The following is a 15,342-nucleotide window of genomic DNA, read 5'->3' as shown; positions in this document are numbered from 1 at the left end:
GGGGCGTCTCCCGGGTCGTGTTCCACCCGGGAGACGCCCCGTCGACGCAGGTCAGAGCGTCGGGTCGGGTCAGCCGCCGATCGCGGTGAGGCCGGCGCGGGCGAAGCGCTCGTCCAGGTCGCCGCTGGGCGCGCCGCCGACGCCGATGCCGGCGACCGGCGCGCCGTCCGCCACCACGGGCACCCCACCGGCGAGGAACAGCGTGCCGGGGATGTCGCGCAGGGTCGCGCCGGCGCCGGTGACGCGGCCCGCCAGCACCGACGTCGGCGCGTTGAACGACACCGACGTGAACGCCTTGCGGCGCGCCGACTCCTCGCTCTGCGGTCCGGCGCCGTCGCCGTGCAGCAGCACGACCACGTCACCGGCCCGGTCGACGACGGCGACCGTGACGCGCTGCCCTTCCTTCTCGGCCGCGTCCAGCGCCGCCTGGGCCGCCTCGACGGCCGCGTCGACGGTGATGGTCGTCGCGGTCCGCACCGCGACGCCGCTGCGCCCGTGCTGCCGGTCGGCCACCGCGTACCCGCCGGAGCCCGCCACGGACAACGCCACCAGCACCGCGATCGTGGTCTTGCGCATCGCCACACCCTCCTCGTCCGGTTCCCGTCGTGCTCCAGCCTGGCGGGGCCGCACCGTCGCGACCTGGTGGTTCCGGTCGACACCGGGGTCAACCCATCGGTTGACCCGGTAGGCAGGAACCTGGCCTAAGGTCGGCGTCGTGTGGCTGCACCGGGCGATGCACGCGGGCTTCTACGCGTTGCTGACGGCGTCGGCGGCGCGGTACGTCGCGTACCACGGCGTCGTGCCCGTCGTGCTGGTCACCGCGGTCGTGCTGGGCGCGGCCTACCCGTTCGGGGTGCGGTGGACCGGGGCGCTGCCCGCGGTGCTGGCGTTGTGGCTGGTGGTGGTGTGGTTGGCGCCGAGCTTCGGCTGGTGCGCGATCCCGCTGTTCTTCCAGTGCCTGCGGCAGTTGCGCCCGCGCGTGGCGGTGCCGCTGGCCGCGGTGCTGACCGCCGCCGCGGTGCTGGCGCAGGTGCGGCTGGCCGAGGTGGTCGAGCCGAGCCTGGTGCTGGGGCCGGTCGGGGTCGCGGTGATCACCGCCGCCGTGTTCTTCGACCGCCGTCGCCTGCTGGAGCAGGCCGGTGTCCTGCGGGAGCGGCAGCGGTTGGCCCGGGAGATCCACGACACGCTCGCGCAGGGGCTGTCCAGCATCGGGCTGCTGCTCGAGCTCGGGGACGCCGACCGCGCCCGCGAGGTGGCCAAGGAGAACCTGGCCGAGGCGCGCCGGTTCGTCCGCGACCTCTCGCCGTTGCGCGGCCGCACGTTGACCGACGCGTTGCGCGCCCTGGGCGACCGGGTCGAGGTGGAGGGTGAGCCGTACCCGCTGCCGGTGCCGGTGGAGGTGGCGTTGCTGCGGGTGGCGCAGGGCGCGCTGGCCAACGTCCGCGAGCACGCCGAGGCCACCGCCGCGGTCATCACGCTGACGTACCTGGGTGACGCGGTGACGCTCGACGTGTGCGACGACGGCCGCGGGTTCGACCCGGCCGCGGTCCGCCCGGAGCCGGGTCGCGGCTACGGGTTGGACGCGATCCGCGACCGGGTCGCCGAGCTGGGCGGCACGGTGGCGGTGGAGAGCGCGCCGGGCGAGGGCACGGTGCTGGCCGTGCGGGTGCCGACGCCGTGACCGGGCCGTTGCGGGTGCTGGTGGTGGACGACCACCCGGTGGTCCGGTTCGGCCTGGCCGGTCTGCTGGCCCGTGACTTCGTGGTGGTCGGCGAGGCCGCCACGGGCGAGGAGGCGGTCCGCCTGGTCGCGCGCGGGGGTGTGGACGTGGTGCTGATGGACCTCCAGCTCGGCGCGGGCGTCGACGGCGTGGAGGCCACCCGGCGCGTGCGCGCGCTGCCCGACCCGCCGCAGGTGGTGGTGCTGACCACGTACGACTCGGACGCGGACGTGGTGCGGGCGGTCGAGGCGGGTGCGACCGGCTACCTGCTCAAGGACTGCCCGCCGGAGGAGCTGGCCGCCGCGGTGCGGCAGGCGTCGACGGGCCGCACGGTGCTGTCCCCCGACATCGCCCGCCGCCTGCTCCGGCCCGCGGCCACCCCGTCGGTGACCAAGCGCGAGGTGCAGATCCTCGACCACCTCGGCCGCGGCCTGTCGAACCGCGAGATCGCCAAGGCCCTGTTCATCAGCGAGGCGACGGTGAAGACGCACCTGGTGCGGATCTTCGACAAGCTGGGCGTGGACACCCGGACGGCGGCCGTGCGGACCGCCGTCGAGCTGAAGCTGATCCGCCTCAGCCCTCGGTGAGCATGCCCTCGGGCAGGCCGGGCACGTCGGGCCGGAGCCAGATCGGGCGCCAGACGGGCAGCTCGTGGAAGCGGCGCAGCTCCGCCACGCCCGACAGCCAGCCCGCCCAGGCGCCGTACGGCGGCTGCCCGGTGTCGAAGCCGCTCTGCACGAACGTGAGCCGCGTGCCGCCGTCGGACTCGGCCAGCTCCCAGGTCGACACCATGCCGCCCCAGTCGACGCCCATCCGCTTGCCGGGCTCGAAGTCGACGACCTTCGCGGGCTGCGGGTTCAGCTCCAGGCCGCCCATGGCGACCCGGCCGCCCTCCCACGCCTCGATGTCGATCTTCGCGCCGAACCACCGGGAGTACTCCTCGGCGTCGACCAGCGAGTGGGCCACCGCGGCGACCGGCGCGCCGATCAGCACCTCGCCGCGCATCTCGGTCGTGGCGAAGTCCACCTTCGGCGTCAGCGGGCGGCCTTCGACGTGGTCGACCAGGTTGGCCAGCGACAGGCACCAGTAGGTGTAGAGGTAGCCGAGCACGCTGGTCTCCGCGACGGCCGCGCCCCAGCCCGGGAAGTGGCTCTGCGACACGGTGACCACGGTGTCGCCGCCTTCTTCGGCCCAGCCGATCTCGACGGTGGTGTCCTCGCCGCCGATCGCCCAGTCGAACCGCAGCGAGTCGTCGTCGACGTGCCGCAGCGTCTGGCGCGGCGCGTCGCCCTCGGGGGTGTGGCGGCCCCAGAACTCGAACCGGTCGGGCAGTCGCACGGTCGCGTGCTCGGCCAGCCACGTGCCCAGCTCGCCGGCGTCGGTCAGGGCGCGGCGCACCCGGTCGACGGGCGCGGTGGTGCGGGCGCGAAGGACCACGGTCTCACTCATCGGTCTGCTCCTCGGTCGGGTAGCACGCCACGGCCAGCCGGAAGGCGTCGCCTTCCGCGCCGCCGTAGCGGGCGAACAGGTCCTGCAAAGTCGTCTTCAGGTCGTCGAAGAACCGCTGCCGCTGCTCGGGGCGCACCCGGATCTCGCCCGACACGCCGAGCGACGGCAGCTCGGGCCGGGTCCGGTCCAGGCCCGCGATGTCCGCCTGGACCTGTTCCACGAGGTCCAGCAGGTGTCCCAGGCTCAGCTCGTCCTGCGCGCGGCGCAGCCCGAGGCGGCCGACCAGCCCCGGTGACAGCCAGTACGAGCGGGCACTGGCCTGGTACACGCCTTCGTTGACGCCGCGCACGCGACGCTCGGTCACCTGCGTCACGAGACCGGCCTCGACCAGGCGTTTCACGTGGTAGTAGACCCGCTGCGGGGTCTGGTCGAGCGCCGCGGCCACCTCGGTGCACGAGTGCGGCTCGGCCAGTTGCCGCAGCACCTCGATGCGCTGCGGCTTGAGCAGTGCCTCGGCCTGCTCGATCTGCTCCAGGTACAGGACGTCTCTCATCGCGAAAATCATGTTGTACGTAAAAATCTATTTTGTCAATGGGGCCGGGAGAGACCCCGGGCCGCGTGGCCCGGGGTCGCCGTCCTCGTCGTTCCCGCTTCTAACGCCTGCTCAGCAGCCCCACCCGACCGTGCTCGCCCGCCGCCCAGCACACCGCGCCGGCGCAGTCGACGGTCTCGAAGCTGCCGGTGTCGAGGGACCTCCAGGTCCGGCCGCCGTCCCGGCTCAGGTCGCTGCCGGTCGGACCCACCACGACCACCGAGTCGCCCCACCAGGCCGCGCCCGGCCGGTAGCCGAACGGCGGCTGGGCGGGCCCGGTCCACGTCGCGCCGCCGTCACCGCTCCACGCGAGGCCGGCGATCCGCGACGTCGGGTTCTTGTAGTCGCCGCCCACGACGACGCCCTGCCGGGGCGACCGGAACGCCACCGCCATGGCGCCGGTGGTCGCCGAACTCGGCAACGGCGTGTCCGACACCGTCCAGTGCCTGCCGCCGTCGCCGGAGTGCAGGACGCGGGCGATCGGGCCGCCGCTGACGGCCATCCACGCGTCACGGGGCCCGGCGGTGCTCACGCACTGGCCGCTCGCGGCGAAGGCGAACTCCCCGACGACCGCGGGCGGGAAGTTCTCCTGCGGCACGCGCTGCCACGACCGGCCGCCGTCGGAGGTGGAGACCATCCGGAACCGGCCGTCCACCGTGTCGCTCACCGCGAGCCCGCGGAACCGGTCGAAGAACGCCATGCAGTCGTAGAACTCGGCCGGGTCGTCGTTCTTGAAGCTCAACGACCAGGTCCGGCCGCCGTCGGCGGTGCGGTAGACGCGGGAGGCCTCGCCCTGGCCGATGGCCAGCACGACCGCGTGCCAGGCGTCGAACGCCTCGACGTCCCGGAAGTCCAGGTCGGCCGTGTCCGCGGGGGCGACGGACCGCCACGACCGGCCGCCGTCGACGGTGCGCAGCACGGAGTTGCCGGCGCTGGTCCACGCGACGTGCGCGTTCACCGCGGACACCGCCCGCAGCTTCACGTCGACACCGGTGGGGCGCGGCTGCCAGGTCGCGTCGTGCGCCTGCGCCGGGGGCACGGCCAGCAGCGACGCCGCCGTGGCCGCCGCCAGGAGGAGGATCTTCATGAGGTGTGAGCCTCACGAAGATCCCCCGGCCGGCATACCGCTAGAGAGACGAGATCAGCCGCTCCACGCGCTCGTCCACCGCGCGGAACGGGTCCTTGCACAGCACGGTGCGCTGCGCCTGGTCGTTGAGCTTGAGGTGCACCCAGTCGACGGTGAAGTCGCGGCCCGCGGCCTGCGCGGCGGCGATGAAGTCGCCGCGCAGCTTGGCCCGCGTGGTCTGCGGCGGGGTGTCCTTGGCGGCCTCGATCTCGCCGTCGTCGGTCACCCGCTCCACCTGGTCCTTGCGCTGGAGCAGGTCGAAGATGCCCCGACCGCGCCGGATGTCGTGGTAGGCGAGGTCGAGCTGGGCGATGCGCGGGTTGGACAGGTCCATGTCGTGCTTGGCCTGGTAGCGCTCCATCAGCCGGTACTTGATGGCCCAGTCGATCTCGCGGTCGATCTTGGACAGGTCCTCCGACGCGACCGCGTCCAACGTGCGGCCCCACAGTTCCAGCACCCGTTCGGCCATGGGGTCCGGCGCGCGCTTGGCCACGTGCTCCACCGCGCGCTCGTAGTACTCGCGCTGGATGTCCAGCGCCGAGGCCTCCTTGCCGCCCGCCAGCCGCACGGTGCGCCTGCCGGTCAGGTCGTGGCTGATCTCGCGGATGGCGCGGATCGGGTTGTCCAGGCTGAAGTCGCGGAACTGGACGCCCTGCTCGATCATCTCGAGCACCAGGTTGGCGCTGCCCACCTTGAGCAGCGTGGTCACCTCGGACATGTTCGAGTCGCCGACGATCACGTGGAGCCTGCGGTAGCGCTCGGCGTCGGCGTGCGGCTCGTCGCGGGTGTTGATGATCGGCCGGGAGCGGGTGGTGGCGCTGGACACGCCCTCCCAGATGTGCTCGGCCCGCTGCGACAGGCAGTAGACCGCTCCGCGCGGCGTCTGGAGCACCTTGCCCGCGCCGCAGATGAGCTGCCTGGTCACCAGGAACGGCAGCAGGACGTCGGCGATGCGGGAGAACTCCCCCGCCCGCGCGACCAGGTAGTTCTCGTGGCAACCGTAGGAGTTGCCCGCGGAGTCGGTGTTGTTCTTGAACAGGAAGATGTCTCCCCCGATGCCCTCGTCGGCGAGCCTGCGCTCGGCGTCGACGAGCAGGTCTTCGAGGATCCGCTCACCAGCCTTGTCATGCGTGACGAGCTGGGCGAGGTCGTCGCATTCCGCCGTGGCGTACTCGGGGTGCGAGCCCACGTCCAGGTAGAGCCGAGAGCCGTTGCGCAGGAAGACGTTCGACGAGCGTCCCCACGAGACGACCCGGCGGAACAGATAACGCGCGACCTCATCCGGGGACAGCCTGCGCTGCCCGTGGAAGGTGCAGGTCACCCCGAACTCAGTCTCAATGCCGAAGATCCGCCGCTGCATCCCTCAACAGTAGGCGCATTCGGCGCTTTCCTCAGTGATCCAATCGGGCGTCACGCCGATTTCGCGGATAACGTTCTCGTCGTGCTCCGACGAGTGAACCGCCTGGACCTTGCCCTGATGACCCGAACCGGGGGTCTGCGCGCCTCTCCGTTCGACGTGGGCATGAAGAAGTTGTCCCGCGCCGCCAACCACAGCGTGTTGTGGCTCGTGGTGGCGGGTGTGCTGGCCTTGCGCAAAGGGGTGACGCGGCGGGCGGGGCTGCGCGGGGTGGCCGCGCTCGGTGGCGCGAGCTTCTCCGCGAGCCTGGTCGCGAAGCGCCTGTTCCCGCGCCGCCGGCCCGCCGCAGACCTGCTCTCGGCGCCCAGACGGCTGACCAGGCGTCCCACGTCGTCGTCGTTCCCGTCCGGGCACGCGGCGTCCGCGGCGGCGTTCACCACGGCGCTGGCGATGGAGTCGCCCGCGCTGGCGGTGGCGGTCGCGCCGGTCGCGGCGGCGGTGGCGTACTCGCGGGTGCACACGGGCGTGCACTGGCCGTCCGACGTGGCCGCGGGCGCCGCGATCGGGGTCGGCGCGGCCCTGCTGACCAGGCGTTGGTGGCCGTTGGGGCGCACCGAGCCCGCGTCGGCGCGCGAACACCGGTCGTTGGCGGCGCTGGTCGACGGCGAGGGTCTCGTGGTCGTGGTGAACCCGAGCGCGGGCATGGGCGCGGACGATCCGACGGACCAGATCGCCCACGAATGGCCCAAAGCCACGATCGTGGGAATCGAGGATCTCGACACGGTGATCGCCGATCACGCTCCGCAGGCACTGGGGGTGGCGGGCGGTGACGGGTCGGTGGCCGCGGTCGCCGCGCTGGCGGCGGCGCACCGGCTGCCGCTGGTCCTCGTGCCGGCCGGGACGTTGAACCACTTCGCGCGCGACGTGGGCGTCCAGGGGCTGGACGACGCCGCGCGGGCGGTCGCGGACGGTGACGGCGTGCTGGTGGACCTCGCGGCGGTGGCCGTCGACGGCGCCGCCCCGCGCTGGTTCGTCAACACCGCGAGCCTCGGCGGCTACCCCGACATGGTGCGGGTGAGGGAGAAGCTCCAGGACAAGTGGGGCAAGTGGCCGGCGGCGGCCATCGCGCTGGCCCGGGTGCTGCGCACGTCGCGGCCGATGCGGGTGGAGCTGAACGGCGAGCGGCGGCTGGTGTGGATGCTGTTCGTCGGCAACGGCCCGTACCGGCCGAAGGGCTTCGCGCCGACCATGCGGCCCGCCCTGGACGCGGGCCTGATGGACGTCCGGTACATCCGCGCCGACACCCGGTTCTCCCGGGCGCGGTTCTTCCTCGGCGCGTTGCTCGGCTCCCTGCACCGCAGCCGGACCTACGTGCACCTGGAGACGCGCTGGCTGGACGTGCGGCTGCTCGACGGCGCGGTGGCGATCGCGACGGACGGCGAGGTCGGCCCCACCGGGTCGACCTTCGAGTTCCGGTCGCGGCCGGCGGCCCTGGGCATCTACCGACCGCAGGGATAAGGTTGACTCCGTCAACGGTACTGTTGAGGGAGTCAACGATGACGGTCGCGGACGTCCGCGCGTTCAACCGCTTCTACACCGGCGTGATCGGCGTGCTCGACCGCGGCTACCTGGCCTCGCCGTACTCGCTGACCGAGGTCCGGGTGCTGTTCGAGCTGGCCTCGGGCGCGCGGGAGGCCGCCGACCTCCGCGCCGCGCTGGCCCTGGACGCCGGCTACCTCAGCCGCATCCTGACCTCCTTCGACCGCGCCGGCCTCGTCACCCGCACGGCCTCGGAACGCGACGCGCGCCGCCACGTCGTCGCCCTGACCCCGCGCGGCGAGTCGGTGTTCGCCGACCTGGACGCCCGGTCCGACGCCGGGATCGGCGCGCTGCTGGACCGGGTGGCGCCGGCGGACCGGGCGGAGCTGGCGGCGGCGATGCGGAAGATCGAACGCCTGCTCACCGGCACGCCCCGGGCGTACCTGCTGCGCCCGCTGCGCCCCGGCGACCTCGGGTGGGTGGTCAACCGGCACGGCGTCCGGTACGCGGAGGAGTGCGGCTTCGACCAGACCTTCGAGGCCCTGGTGGCGCGGGTCGCGGGCGAGTACGGGGAGCGCCACCGCCCCGACCGCGAGGCGGCGTGGATCGCCGAGGTCGACGGCGAACCGGTCGGCTCGATCTTCTGCACGAGGGTCGACGACCGCACCGCCAAGCTCCGCCTGCTCCTCGTCGAACCGGCCGCGCGGGGCCTGGGCATCGGCGCGCGGCTGGTCGAGGAGTGCCTCCGCTTCGCGCGCCGCGCCGGGTACGAGCGGATGGAGCTGTGGACCGTGGCGGGCCTGGCGGCGTCGCGGCACCTCTACGAGAAGGCCGGTTTCCGGGTGGACCGGAGCACGCCGGAGCGCCTGTTCGGGTGCGACGTGGAGGCGCAGACCTGGTCGCTGGAGCTGTGACGGCCCGCCCGGGGCGCACCACGGGGTCGCCCCGCGCGGCGGCGGGGCGACCCCGTGGTCACGGGAACAGCGGTGTCAGGGCTTGTACCAGGCCTGGTTGAGCCAGCCGTTGCAGTCCCACAGCTGCACCTTGCTGCCGTTGTGCGTGGTCGACGAGACGTCCAGGTCGAGGCACCGCCCGTCGTGCCGGCTCACGACCTGCCCGTTGGTGTAGATCGTCCACTTCTGGTTGTTCCACCCGTTGCAGTCCCAGACCTGCACCTTGGTGCCGTTGTGCGTGGTCGACGAGACGTCCGCGTCCAGGCAGCGGCCGTCGTGCGTGCTGCGGATGGTGTTGTCGGAGTAGTAGGTCCACTGCTGGTTGGTCCAGCCGTTGCAGTCCCAGATCTGCACCTTCGTGCCGTTGTGGGTCGACGACGAGACGTCCGAGTCCAGGCAGCGCCAGTCGTGCTGGTTGTAGATGGGCCCGTTCGCGGTCAGCGCGCCGACCGACGCGACCGGCGCGGCGGACGCGGTGGACGCGGCCGAGGCGCTCGACGGCGCGACGGCCAGGGCGGTGAGCAGCAGGCCCGCCACGGCGAGCAGCTTGGTCAGGTACTTCATCCCGGTTCCCCCCTAGGTTGCGGACCTGGAACGGTCGCAGGGCGGGGCGCGGGTTCGGCAGCACAAGGTGAGATATCACCGTGTGATGGACCGGTGCCCGCGCGTAACGCCCCCCTCCGCCCGGGGCGATTCCCCAGTGGGGGGAATTCGCATGGAACGAAGAGCAGGGTGGGTGTCGCGCGTGCCGGAGAGCCTGTGGTCGCGCCCCGAGGTCGTGGCCGCGCTGCGGGCGCGGGACATCGCGGGCCTGCTGGCGTTGATCAGGCGGCACGCCGGGTGCAGCCAGAACGACCTGGCCGGCGTCACCGGGATCGCGCAGGGACGGATCAGCGAGTACATGCGGGGGCGGCGGCTGCCCACGCTGGACACGATCGAGCGGATCGCGGACGGCGTCGACATGCCACCCGAGGGCCGCCGGCTGCTCGGCCTGGCCCCGGAACGCCGCTGACCGCCACGCGACAGCACGGGTTCGACATGGTCGAACGGGGACGCGGTAAAGTGAGCGCGTGCCCGGACCCATCCAGTCCATCGAACGGGCAGCCGCGGTGTTGCGGCTGCTGGCCAGCGGCGCGCGGCAGATGGGGGTGGCGGAGCTGGCCCGGGCCCTGGAGCTGCCCAAACCGACCGTGCACGGCATCCTCCGGACGCTGCAGCTGGTCGGGTTCGTCGAGCAGTCGCCGGACACGGGCAAGTACCGGCTCGGCGCGGCGCTGTTCCACATCGGCAGCAGCTACCTCGACGGCAACGAGCTGCGCACCCGCGCGCTGAACTGGTCGGACTCGCTGGCCTCGCGCAGCATGGAGAGCGTCCGCATCGGCACCCTGCACGAGAACCAGGTCCTGGTCGTGCACCACGTGTTCCGACCGGACAATTCGCGCCAGGTGCTCGAGGTCGGCGCGCTGCTGCCCGCGCACGCCAGCGCGTTGGGCAAGGTCCTGCTCGCCGACGACCCGGTCGGCCTCGGCCTCGCCGACGACGAGCCCCTGAAGGCCTACACCGCCGCCACCATCACCGGACTCGACCGGCTCGGCGACGCGTTGGAGCAGGTCAGGCAGCGCGGCTGGGCGGCCGAGGTCGAGGAGCTGGTCGAGGGCGAGGTGTCGCTGGCCGCGCCCATCCGGGACCGGCGGCTGGTGACGGTGGGCGCGGTCGGGATCTCCGGGCCCGTCGAGCGGCTGTGCGACGAGTCCAAGCAGCCGCGCACGGACCTCGTGTCGTACGTGCGGGAGGCCGCGCGGTCCATCTCGCGCGAGCTCGGCGCCATCCCCTGGTGACGCGGGCGTTCCGGAAGGGTTGACATCTTGTGAGCGTCGGCACAGGATTCACGCGCACCGTACGACATTGTCGAACGGCATTCAGGCCAGAGAGGGCGCGTGGATGACCAACCAGTCGATCTTCATCGGTGAGTTCCTCGGCACCGCACTGCTGTTGCTGCTCGGCAACGGCGTGGTCGCGGGCGTGGTGTTGGCGAAGTCGAAGTCCCACGGCGCCGGCTGGGCGGTGATCACGTTCGGCTGGGGCTTCGCGGTGCTCGCCGGCGCCTACGCGGTCGCGCCGCTGTCCGGCGCGCACCTCAACCCCGCCGTCACCGTCGGCCTGGCCATCCACAACGGCGACTGGGCCACCGTCCCGCTCTACCTGGCCGGCCAGTTCCTCGGCGCGTTCACCGGCGCCGTCCTGTGCTACCTCGCCTACCTCGGCCAGTTCCGCGCCAACACCGGCGACGTGCTCGGCGTCTTCGCCACCGGACCCGAGGTCCGCCACCGCGCGCAGAACCTGGCCACCGAGGTCATCGCCACGTTCGTGCTGGTGTTCGTCATCCTGGCGACCGGCCAGACCAAGGGCCTGGAGACCTCCGGCACCGGCGTGCTGATCGTCGCCCTGCTGGTCGTCGGCATCGGCATGTCCCTCGGCGGGCCCACCGGCTACGCCATCAACCCCGCGCGCGACCTCGGTCCGCGCCTCGCGCACGCCGTCCTGCCGATCCCCGGAAAGGGTGGATCGGACTGGGGGTACGCCTGGATCCCCGTCGTCGGTCCCCTGATCGGCGGAGCATTGGCCGGGCTCGTCGACATCGCCGTCTACTGAGGAGCGTCCCGTGAGCACCTACCCCGCTCGTTCTTTCGTGGCAGCCATCGACCAGGGCACGACCTCCTCGCGCTGCATCGTCTTCGACCACGGCGGCGCGATCGTCTCCGTGGCGCAGAAGGAGCACCGGCAGATCTTCCCCAAGCCCGGGTGGGTCGAGCACGACGCCGAGGAGATCTGGGCCAACGTGCTCGACGTCGTGCACGGCGCCCTGCAGAAGGCGTCGCTGACCGTGCACGACCTGGCCGCCGTCGGCATCACCAACCAGCGCGAGACCACGCTGGTGTGGGACAGGGCCACCGGCAAACCCGTGCACAACGCCATCGTCTGGCAGGACACCCGCACCGCCCAGCTGGTCAAGGAGCTGGGCGACCAGAACCGGTTCCGGGACAAGTGCGGCCTGCCGCTGGCCACCTACTTCTCCGGACCCAAGGTCCGCTGGCTGCTCGACCACGTCGACGGCCTGCGTGAGCGCGGCGAACGCGGCGAGGTGCTGTTCGGCACCATGGACACCTGGCTGATCTGGAAGCTCACCGGCCGCCACGTCACCGACGTCACCAACGCCGGCCGCACCATGCTGATGAACCTGGAGACGCTGGACTGGGACGACGAGCTGGTCGACGCGATCGGCGTGCCCCGGGCGATGCTGCCGGAGATCCGCTCCTCCGCCGAGGTCTACGGCACCGCGACCGGCACGCTGGCAGGCGTCCCCGTGGCGTCCGCGCTCGGCGACCAGCAGGCGGCGCTGTTCGGCCAGACCTGCTACTCGCCCGGCGAGGGCAAGTGCACCTACGGCACCGGCAGCTTCCTGCTGGTCAACACCGGCGACAAGCCGGTGGTCTCGGAGAACGGCCTGCTCACCACGGTCGCGTACAAGATCGGGGACCAGCCGGCCGCGTACGCGCTGGAAGGCGCGATCGCCGTCACCGGCGCGCTGGTGCAGTGGTTCCGGGACAAGATGGGGCTGATCTCCAGCGCCCCCGAGATCGAGACGCTGGCCCGGTCGGTGCGGGACAACGGCGGCGCGTACTTCGTGCCCGCGTTCTCCGGCCTGTTCGCGCCGCACTGGCGGTCCGACGCGCGCGGTGTCATCGCGGGCCTGACCGGCTACATCGACAAGGGCCACATCGCCCGCGCGGTGCTGGAGGCGACCGCGTGGCAGACCCGCGAGGTCGTGGACGCGATGAACGCCGACTCCGGCGTCGACCTGGTCGCGTTGAAGGTCGACGGCGGCATGACCGCCAACAACCTGCTCATGGGCTTCCTGGCCGACGTGCTGGACGTGCCCGTGGTGCGGCCGATCGTCGCCGAGACCACGTGCCTGGGCGCGGCCTACGCGGCGGGCCTGGCGGTCGGCTACTGGTCGGACACCGAGACCCTGCGCGAGAACTGGCACAAGGCGGCCGAGTGGCTGCCGACGATGGACGCGAAGACGCGTGACAAGGGCTACCGCAAGTGGAAGAAGGCGGTCGAGCGGACCGTCGGCTGGATTGACGAGGACGACAACGATGAGTGAGCAACGGGCCAGGGCGCGCGAGGCGCTGGGACACGGCGCCTTCGACCTGGTCGTGATCGGCGGCGGCGCGCTGGGCATCGCCACCACGTGGGCGGCGGCGCGGTCGGGCCTGCGGGTGGCGCTGGTGGAGGCGGGCGACTTCGCGGGCGCCACGTCCAGCGCGTCGTCCAAGCTCGTGCACGGCGGCCTGCGGTACCTGGCGATGGGTCCGGCCGCAGTGCCGATGGTGCGCGAGAACCACGCGGAACGGCGCGCGCTCGGCGACCACCTGGCGCCGCACCTGGTGCGACCGCTGCCGTTCCTGGTGCCGGTGTACCGGGGCGGGCCGCACTCGCGGTCGGTGCTCGGCGCGGGCGTGGTGCTGTACTCGGCGCTGTCCGGGTTCGGCGACGGCGTCGGCAAGGTGCTGTCGGCGAAGCGGGCCGTCGAGTACGTGCCCCACCTGCGCACGTCGGGTCTGCGCGGCGCCGCCCTGTACCACGACCACCAGATGAACGACTCGCGCGTGGCCATCACCGCGGCGCGTGCCGCGGCCGAGGCCGGCGCGGTGCTGCTCAACCACGTCGAGGTGGTGGGGCTGCGCAAGCGCGGCGACCGGGTGACCGGGGTGGAGCTGCGCGACAAGGTGGACGGCGGCGCGTTCGGGCTGGACGCGTCGGTGGTGGTCAACGCGACCGGGCCGTGGCTGGACGCGGTGCGGCGGCTGGAGGACCCGGCGGCCCCGCCGAGCATCCGGCTGTCCAAGGGCTCGCACCTGGTGCTGAGGACGGACACGCCGTGGCGCGCGGCGATGACCATCCCGGTGGACGACGTGCGGGTGTCGTTCGCGATCCCGTGGGAGGGCCAACTGCTGCTCGGCACGACCGACGAGCCCTACGAGGGCGACCCGGCCGACGTGCGGTGCTCGCCGGCCGACGTCGACCAGATCCTCGGCGAGGCGTCGGTCGGCATCGTCGGGTCGGCGCTGGACCGCTCCCGGCTGGCGTACACGTTCGCCGGGCTGCGCGTGCTGCCCGGCGGGTCCGGCGACACCAGCCACGCCAAGCGCGAGACCGTGATCACCCGCGGGCGCGGCGGGATGATCAGCGTGGCGGGCGGCAAGTGGACCACGTTCCGGCGCATCGGCGCGTCGGTGCTGGCCCGGGTCGGCGAGGCCCTGGGCCGGGACCTGACGCACGCGTTCGACGGCGTGCCGGCGGCGTTGCCCGGCGCGGCGTTGCCCGATCGGGTGAGCGCGCAGCTGGGGCGTGAGCTGCCGTCGGTGCCGGACGACGTGCTCCGGCACCTGGCCACGCACTACGGCACGGTGAGCCACGAGGTGCTGGCGCTGGCGCTGGACGACCCGTCGTTGCTGGACCGGGTTCACCCGGACGGGCCGGACATCTGGGCGCAGGTGGCGCACGCGCAGCGGTACGAGTGGGCGACCGAGGTGGACGACGTGCTGCGGCGGCGGACCACCGTGGTCGTGCGCGGGCTGGACACGCCGTCGGTGCGCGAGCGCACGGGCCGGTTGCTGGCCGAGGCGACCGCGTAGCCCGGGCGGGAGGCGTGGGCGGGTTGCGCATACTCGACCCATGCCCTTCACCACCACCACTCACGTGCGCTGGCCGGACGTCGACCAGAACGGCCACATGCGCACCACCGCGTACCTGGACGCGGCCGAGGACAACCGGATGCGGTACTTCGCGTCGGCCGGTTTCCCGGTCACCGAGTTCGCCGCCCGCCGGATCGGCCCGATCTCCCACGGCGACGACATCCGGTACCGGGCCGAGCTGCGCCTGCTCGACACCGTGGTGGTGGAACTGCGGCTGGCCGGCCTCGCGTCGGACGGCGCGCGGTTCCGCCTGCACAACAAGATCGTCAAAGCCGACGGCCGGACCGCCGCCACCGTCGTGACCACGGGCGGCTGGCTGGACCTGGACGCCCGCAAGCTCGTCGCGCCGGCGGACGACCTGCTCGCCGTCCTCACCGGCCTGGACCGCACCAAGGACTTCACCGAACTGCCGTCCCCCCTGGCCCGCGCGTGACGTGACGTGACGCGAAAGGGGCACTCACCCGTCGAGTGCCCCACCCGCTCCTCTTCACCTGCGGCGAGCGACCAGCGCGAGGACACCGAGCAGACCGATCTGCCCGGCGACCAGGGCCACCGCGGCCCACGTGGGGAAGTCCGGCGGGACCGCCCTCACCGTGAGCACCGGACACACCACGGCGCCCGCCGCAGCCAAGGCGACGACCACCGCGTCGAGCAGGCGGGACGTGTGGGCGGCGGGCACCGTCGCCTCCACGAGAAAACCCGACTTCTCCAGGCGTATCCGGGCCGCGCGGGTCGGATCGCCCCACCCCGCGGCCAGGTCGGACCCGACAGGTCCCGGGTCCGGTCTCACTTCACTCATCCGGTGCACCTTCTTCCCACATGACCCCCGATCGGCGGCAACCCC

The 15,342-nt window shown here is 72.7% G+C and carries 17 protein-coding genes; 10 read left to right on the top strand and 7 right to left on the bottom strand.

Annotated features, from left to right (window positions below; all coding sequences use genetic code 11):
* Positions 1 to 69 precede the first annotated feature (69 nt).
* Positions 70 to 576, bottom strand: coding sequence for a GlcG/HbpS family heme-binding protein (locus IOD16_RS11725; protein WP_201440056.1), 507 nt, complete (start codon positions 574 to 576; stop codon positions 70 to 72).
* Positions 577 to 715: 139 nt separating this feature from the next.
* Between IOD16_RS11725 and IOD16_RS11720 the strand changes: the two genes are divergently transcribed.
* Together IOD16_RS11720 and IOD16_RS11715 are read left to right on the top strand one after the other, a co-directional pair.
* A complete protein-coding gene (locus tag IOD16_RS11720) occupies positions 716 to 1,681 on the top strand; it encodes a sensor histidine kinase (protein ID WP_236594914.1) in 966 nt (321 codons plus the stop codon).
* Positions 1,678 to 2,307 carry a response regulator gene (locus IOD16_RS11715; RefSeq protein ID WP_201440055.1) on the top strand — a complete coding sequence of 210 codons (630 nt, stop codon included), beginning with the start codon at positions 1,678 to 1,680 and terminating at the stop codon, positions 2,305 to 2,307. Before IOD16_RS11720 ends, IOD16_RS11715 begins: the two co-directional genes overlap by 4 nt.
* Here the strand turns inward: IOD16_RS11715 and IOD16_RS11710 are convergent.
* From IOD16_RS11710 to pafA, 4 genes are all read right to left on the bottom strand, one after another.
* A complete protein-coding gene (locus IOD16_RS11710; RefSeq protein ID WP_201440054.1) occupies positions 2,294 to 3,169 on the bottom strand; it encodes an SRPBCC family protein in 876 nt (291 codons plus the stop codon). The genes IOD16_RS11715 and IOD16_RS11710 overlap by 14 nt on opposite strands.
* The gene (locus IOD16_RS11705) at positions 3,162 to 3,722 is read right to left on the bottom strand and encodes an ArsR/SmtB family transcription factor (protein ID WP_201440053.1); all 561 of its coding nucleotides are present in this window, start codon (positions 3,720 to 3,722) and stop codon (positions 3,162 to 3,164) included. The genes IOD16_RS11710 and IOD16_RS11705 overlap by 8 nt, the downstream gene beginning before the upstream one ends.
* Before the next feature lie 100 nt (positions 3,723 to 3,822).
* Complete coding sequence (locus tag IOD16_RS11700) at positions 3,823 to 4,848, bottom strand: WD40/YVTN/BNR-like repeat-containing protein (protein WP_123742224.1); 1,026 nt, start codon at positions 4,846 to 4,848, stop codon at positions 3,823 to 3,825.
* Positions 4,849 to 4,888: 40 nt separating this feature from the next.
* On the bottom strand, positions 4,889 to 6,247 hold the full coding sequence (pafA, locus tag IOD16_RS11695) for a Pup--protein ligase (protein ID WP_053716655.1): 1,359 nt from the start codon (positions 6,245 to 6,247) through the stop codon (positions 4,889 to 4,891).
* Between the two features lie 117 nt (positions 6,248 to 6,364).
* On the opposite strand from pafA, the gene IOD16_RS11690 reads away from it, so the two are divergent.
* Both IOD16_RS11690 and IOD16_RS11685 read left to right on the top strand, forming a co-directional pair.
* The gene (locus IOD16_RS11690) at positions 6,365 to 7,762 is read left to right on the top strand and encodes a bifunctional phosphatase PAP2/diacylglycerol kinase family protein (RefSeq protein ID WP_201440052.1); all 1,398 of its coding nucleotides are present in this window, start codon (positions 6,365 to 6,367) and stop codon (positions 7,760 to 7,762) included.
* 38 nt (positions 7,763 to 7,800) lie between these two features.
* Positions 7,801 to 8,697, top strand: coding sequence for a bifunctional helix-turn-helix transcriptional regulator/GNAT family N-acetyltransferase (locus IOD16_RS11685; protein ID WP_201440051.1), 897 nt, complete (start codon positions 7,801 to 7,803; stop codon positions 8,695 to 8,697).
* Positions 8,698 to 8,772: 75 nt separating this feature from the next.
* On the opposite strand, the gene IOD16_RS11680 is transcribed toward IOD16_RS11685, so the two are convergent.
* Positions 8,773 to 9,300: an RICIN domain-containing protein gene (locus IOD16_RS11680; protein ID WP_201440050.1), complete on the bottom strand. Its 528-nt coding sequence runs from the start codon at positions 9,298 to 9,300 to the stop codon at positions 8,773 to 8,775.
* 151 nt (positions 9,301 to 9,451) lie between these two features.
* Here IOD16_RS11680 and IOD16_RS11675 point away from each other — a divergent pair, with 151 nt between their 5' ends.
* The 6 genes from IOD16_RS11675 to IOD16_RS11650 all read left to right on the top strand — a co-directional run bounded on the left by IOD16_RS11675 (position 9,452) and on the right by IOD16_RS11650 (position 14,931).
* The gene (locus IOD16_RS11675) at positions 9,452 to 9,748 is read left to right on the top strand and encodes a helix-turn-helix domain-containing protein (RefSeq protein ID WP_201440049.1); all 297 of its coding nucleotides are present in this window, start codon (positions 9,452 to 9,454) and stop codon (positions 9,746 to 9,748) included.
* Between the two features lie 58 nt (positions 9,749 to 9,806).
* On the top strand, positions 9,807 to 10,574 hold the full coding sequence (locus tag IOD16_RS11670; RefSeq protein WP_201440048.1) for an IclR family transcriptional regulator: 768 nt from the start codon (positions 9,807 to 9,809) through the stop codon (positions 10,572 to 10,574).
* 67 nt (positions 10,575 to 10,641) lie between these two features.
* Positions 10,642 to 11,388, top strand: coding sequence for an MIP/aquaporin family protein (locus IOD16_RS11665; protein ID WP_328809448.1), 747 nt, complete (start codon positions 10,642 to 10,644; stop codon positions 11,386 to 11,388).
* Between the two features lie 10 nt (positions 11,389 to 11,398).
* Positions 11,399 to 12,904: a glycerol kinase GlpK gene (gene glpK, locus IOD16_RS11660; RefSeq protein WP_201440047.1), complete on the top strand. Its 1,506-nt coding sequence runs from the start codon at positions 11,399 to 11,401 to the stop codon at positions 12,902 to 12,904.
* Complete coding sequence (locus IOD16_RS11655) at positions 12,897 to 14,438, top strand: glycerol-3-phosphate dehydrogenase/oxidase (RefSeq protein WP_201440046.1); 1,542 nt, start codon at positions 12,897 to 12,899, stop codon at positions 14,436 to 14,438. The genes glpK and IOD16_RS11655 overlap by 8 nt, the downstream gene beginning before the upstream one ends.
* Before the next feature lie 40 nt (positions 14,439 to 14,478).
* Positions 14,479 to 14,931 carry an acyl-CoA thioesterase gene (locus IOD16_RS11650; RefSeq protein WP_201440045.1) on the top strand — a complete coding sequence of 151 codons (453 nt, stop codon included), beginning with the start codon at positions 14,479 to 14,481 and terminating at the stop codon, positions 14,929 to 14,931.
* Between the two features lie 54 nt (positions 14,932 to 14,985).
* Here the strand turns inward: IOD16_RS11650 and IOD16_RS11645 are convergent, their stop codons facing one another.
* Positions 14,986 to 15,297, bottom strand: a complete 312-nt coding sequence (locus IOD16_RS11645) for a hypothetical protein (RefSeq protein WP_201440044.1) — start codon at positions 15,295 to 15,297, stop codon at positions 14,986 to 14,988.
* Positions 15,298 to 15,342 lie beyond the last annotated feature (45 nt).

Source organism: Saccharothrix sp. 6-C (assembly GCF_016695385.1).
Taxonomy (GTDB): Bacteria; Actinomycetota; Actinomycetes; order Mycobacteriales; family Pseudonocardiaceae; genus Actinosynnema; species Actinosynnema texasense.
The sequence above is the reverse complement of the archived record's forward strand: the minus strand, read 5'-3'. Positions and strand labels throughout refer to the sequence as shown.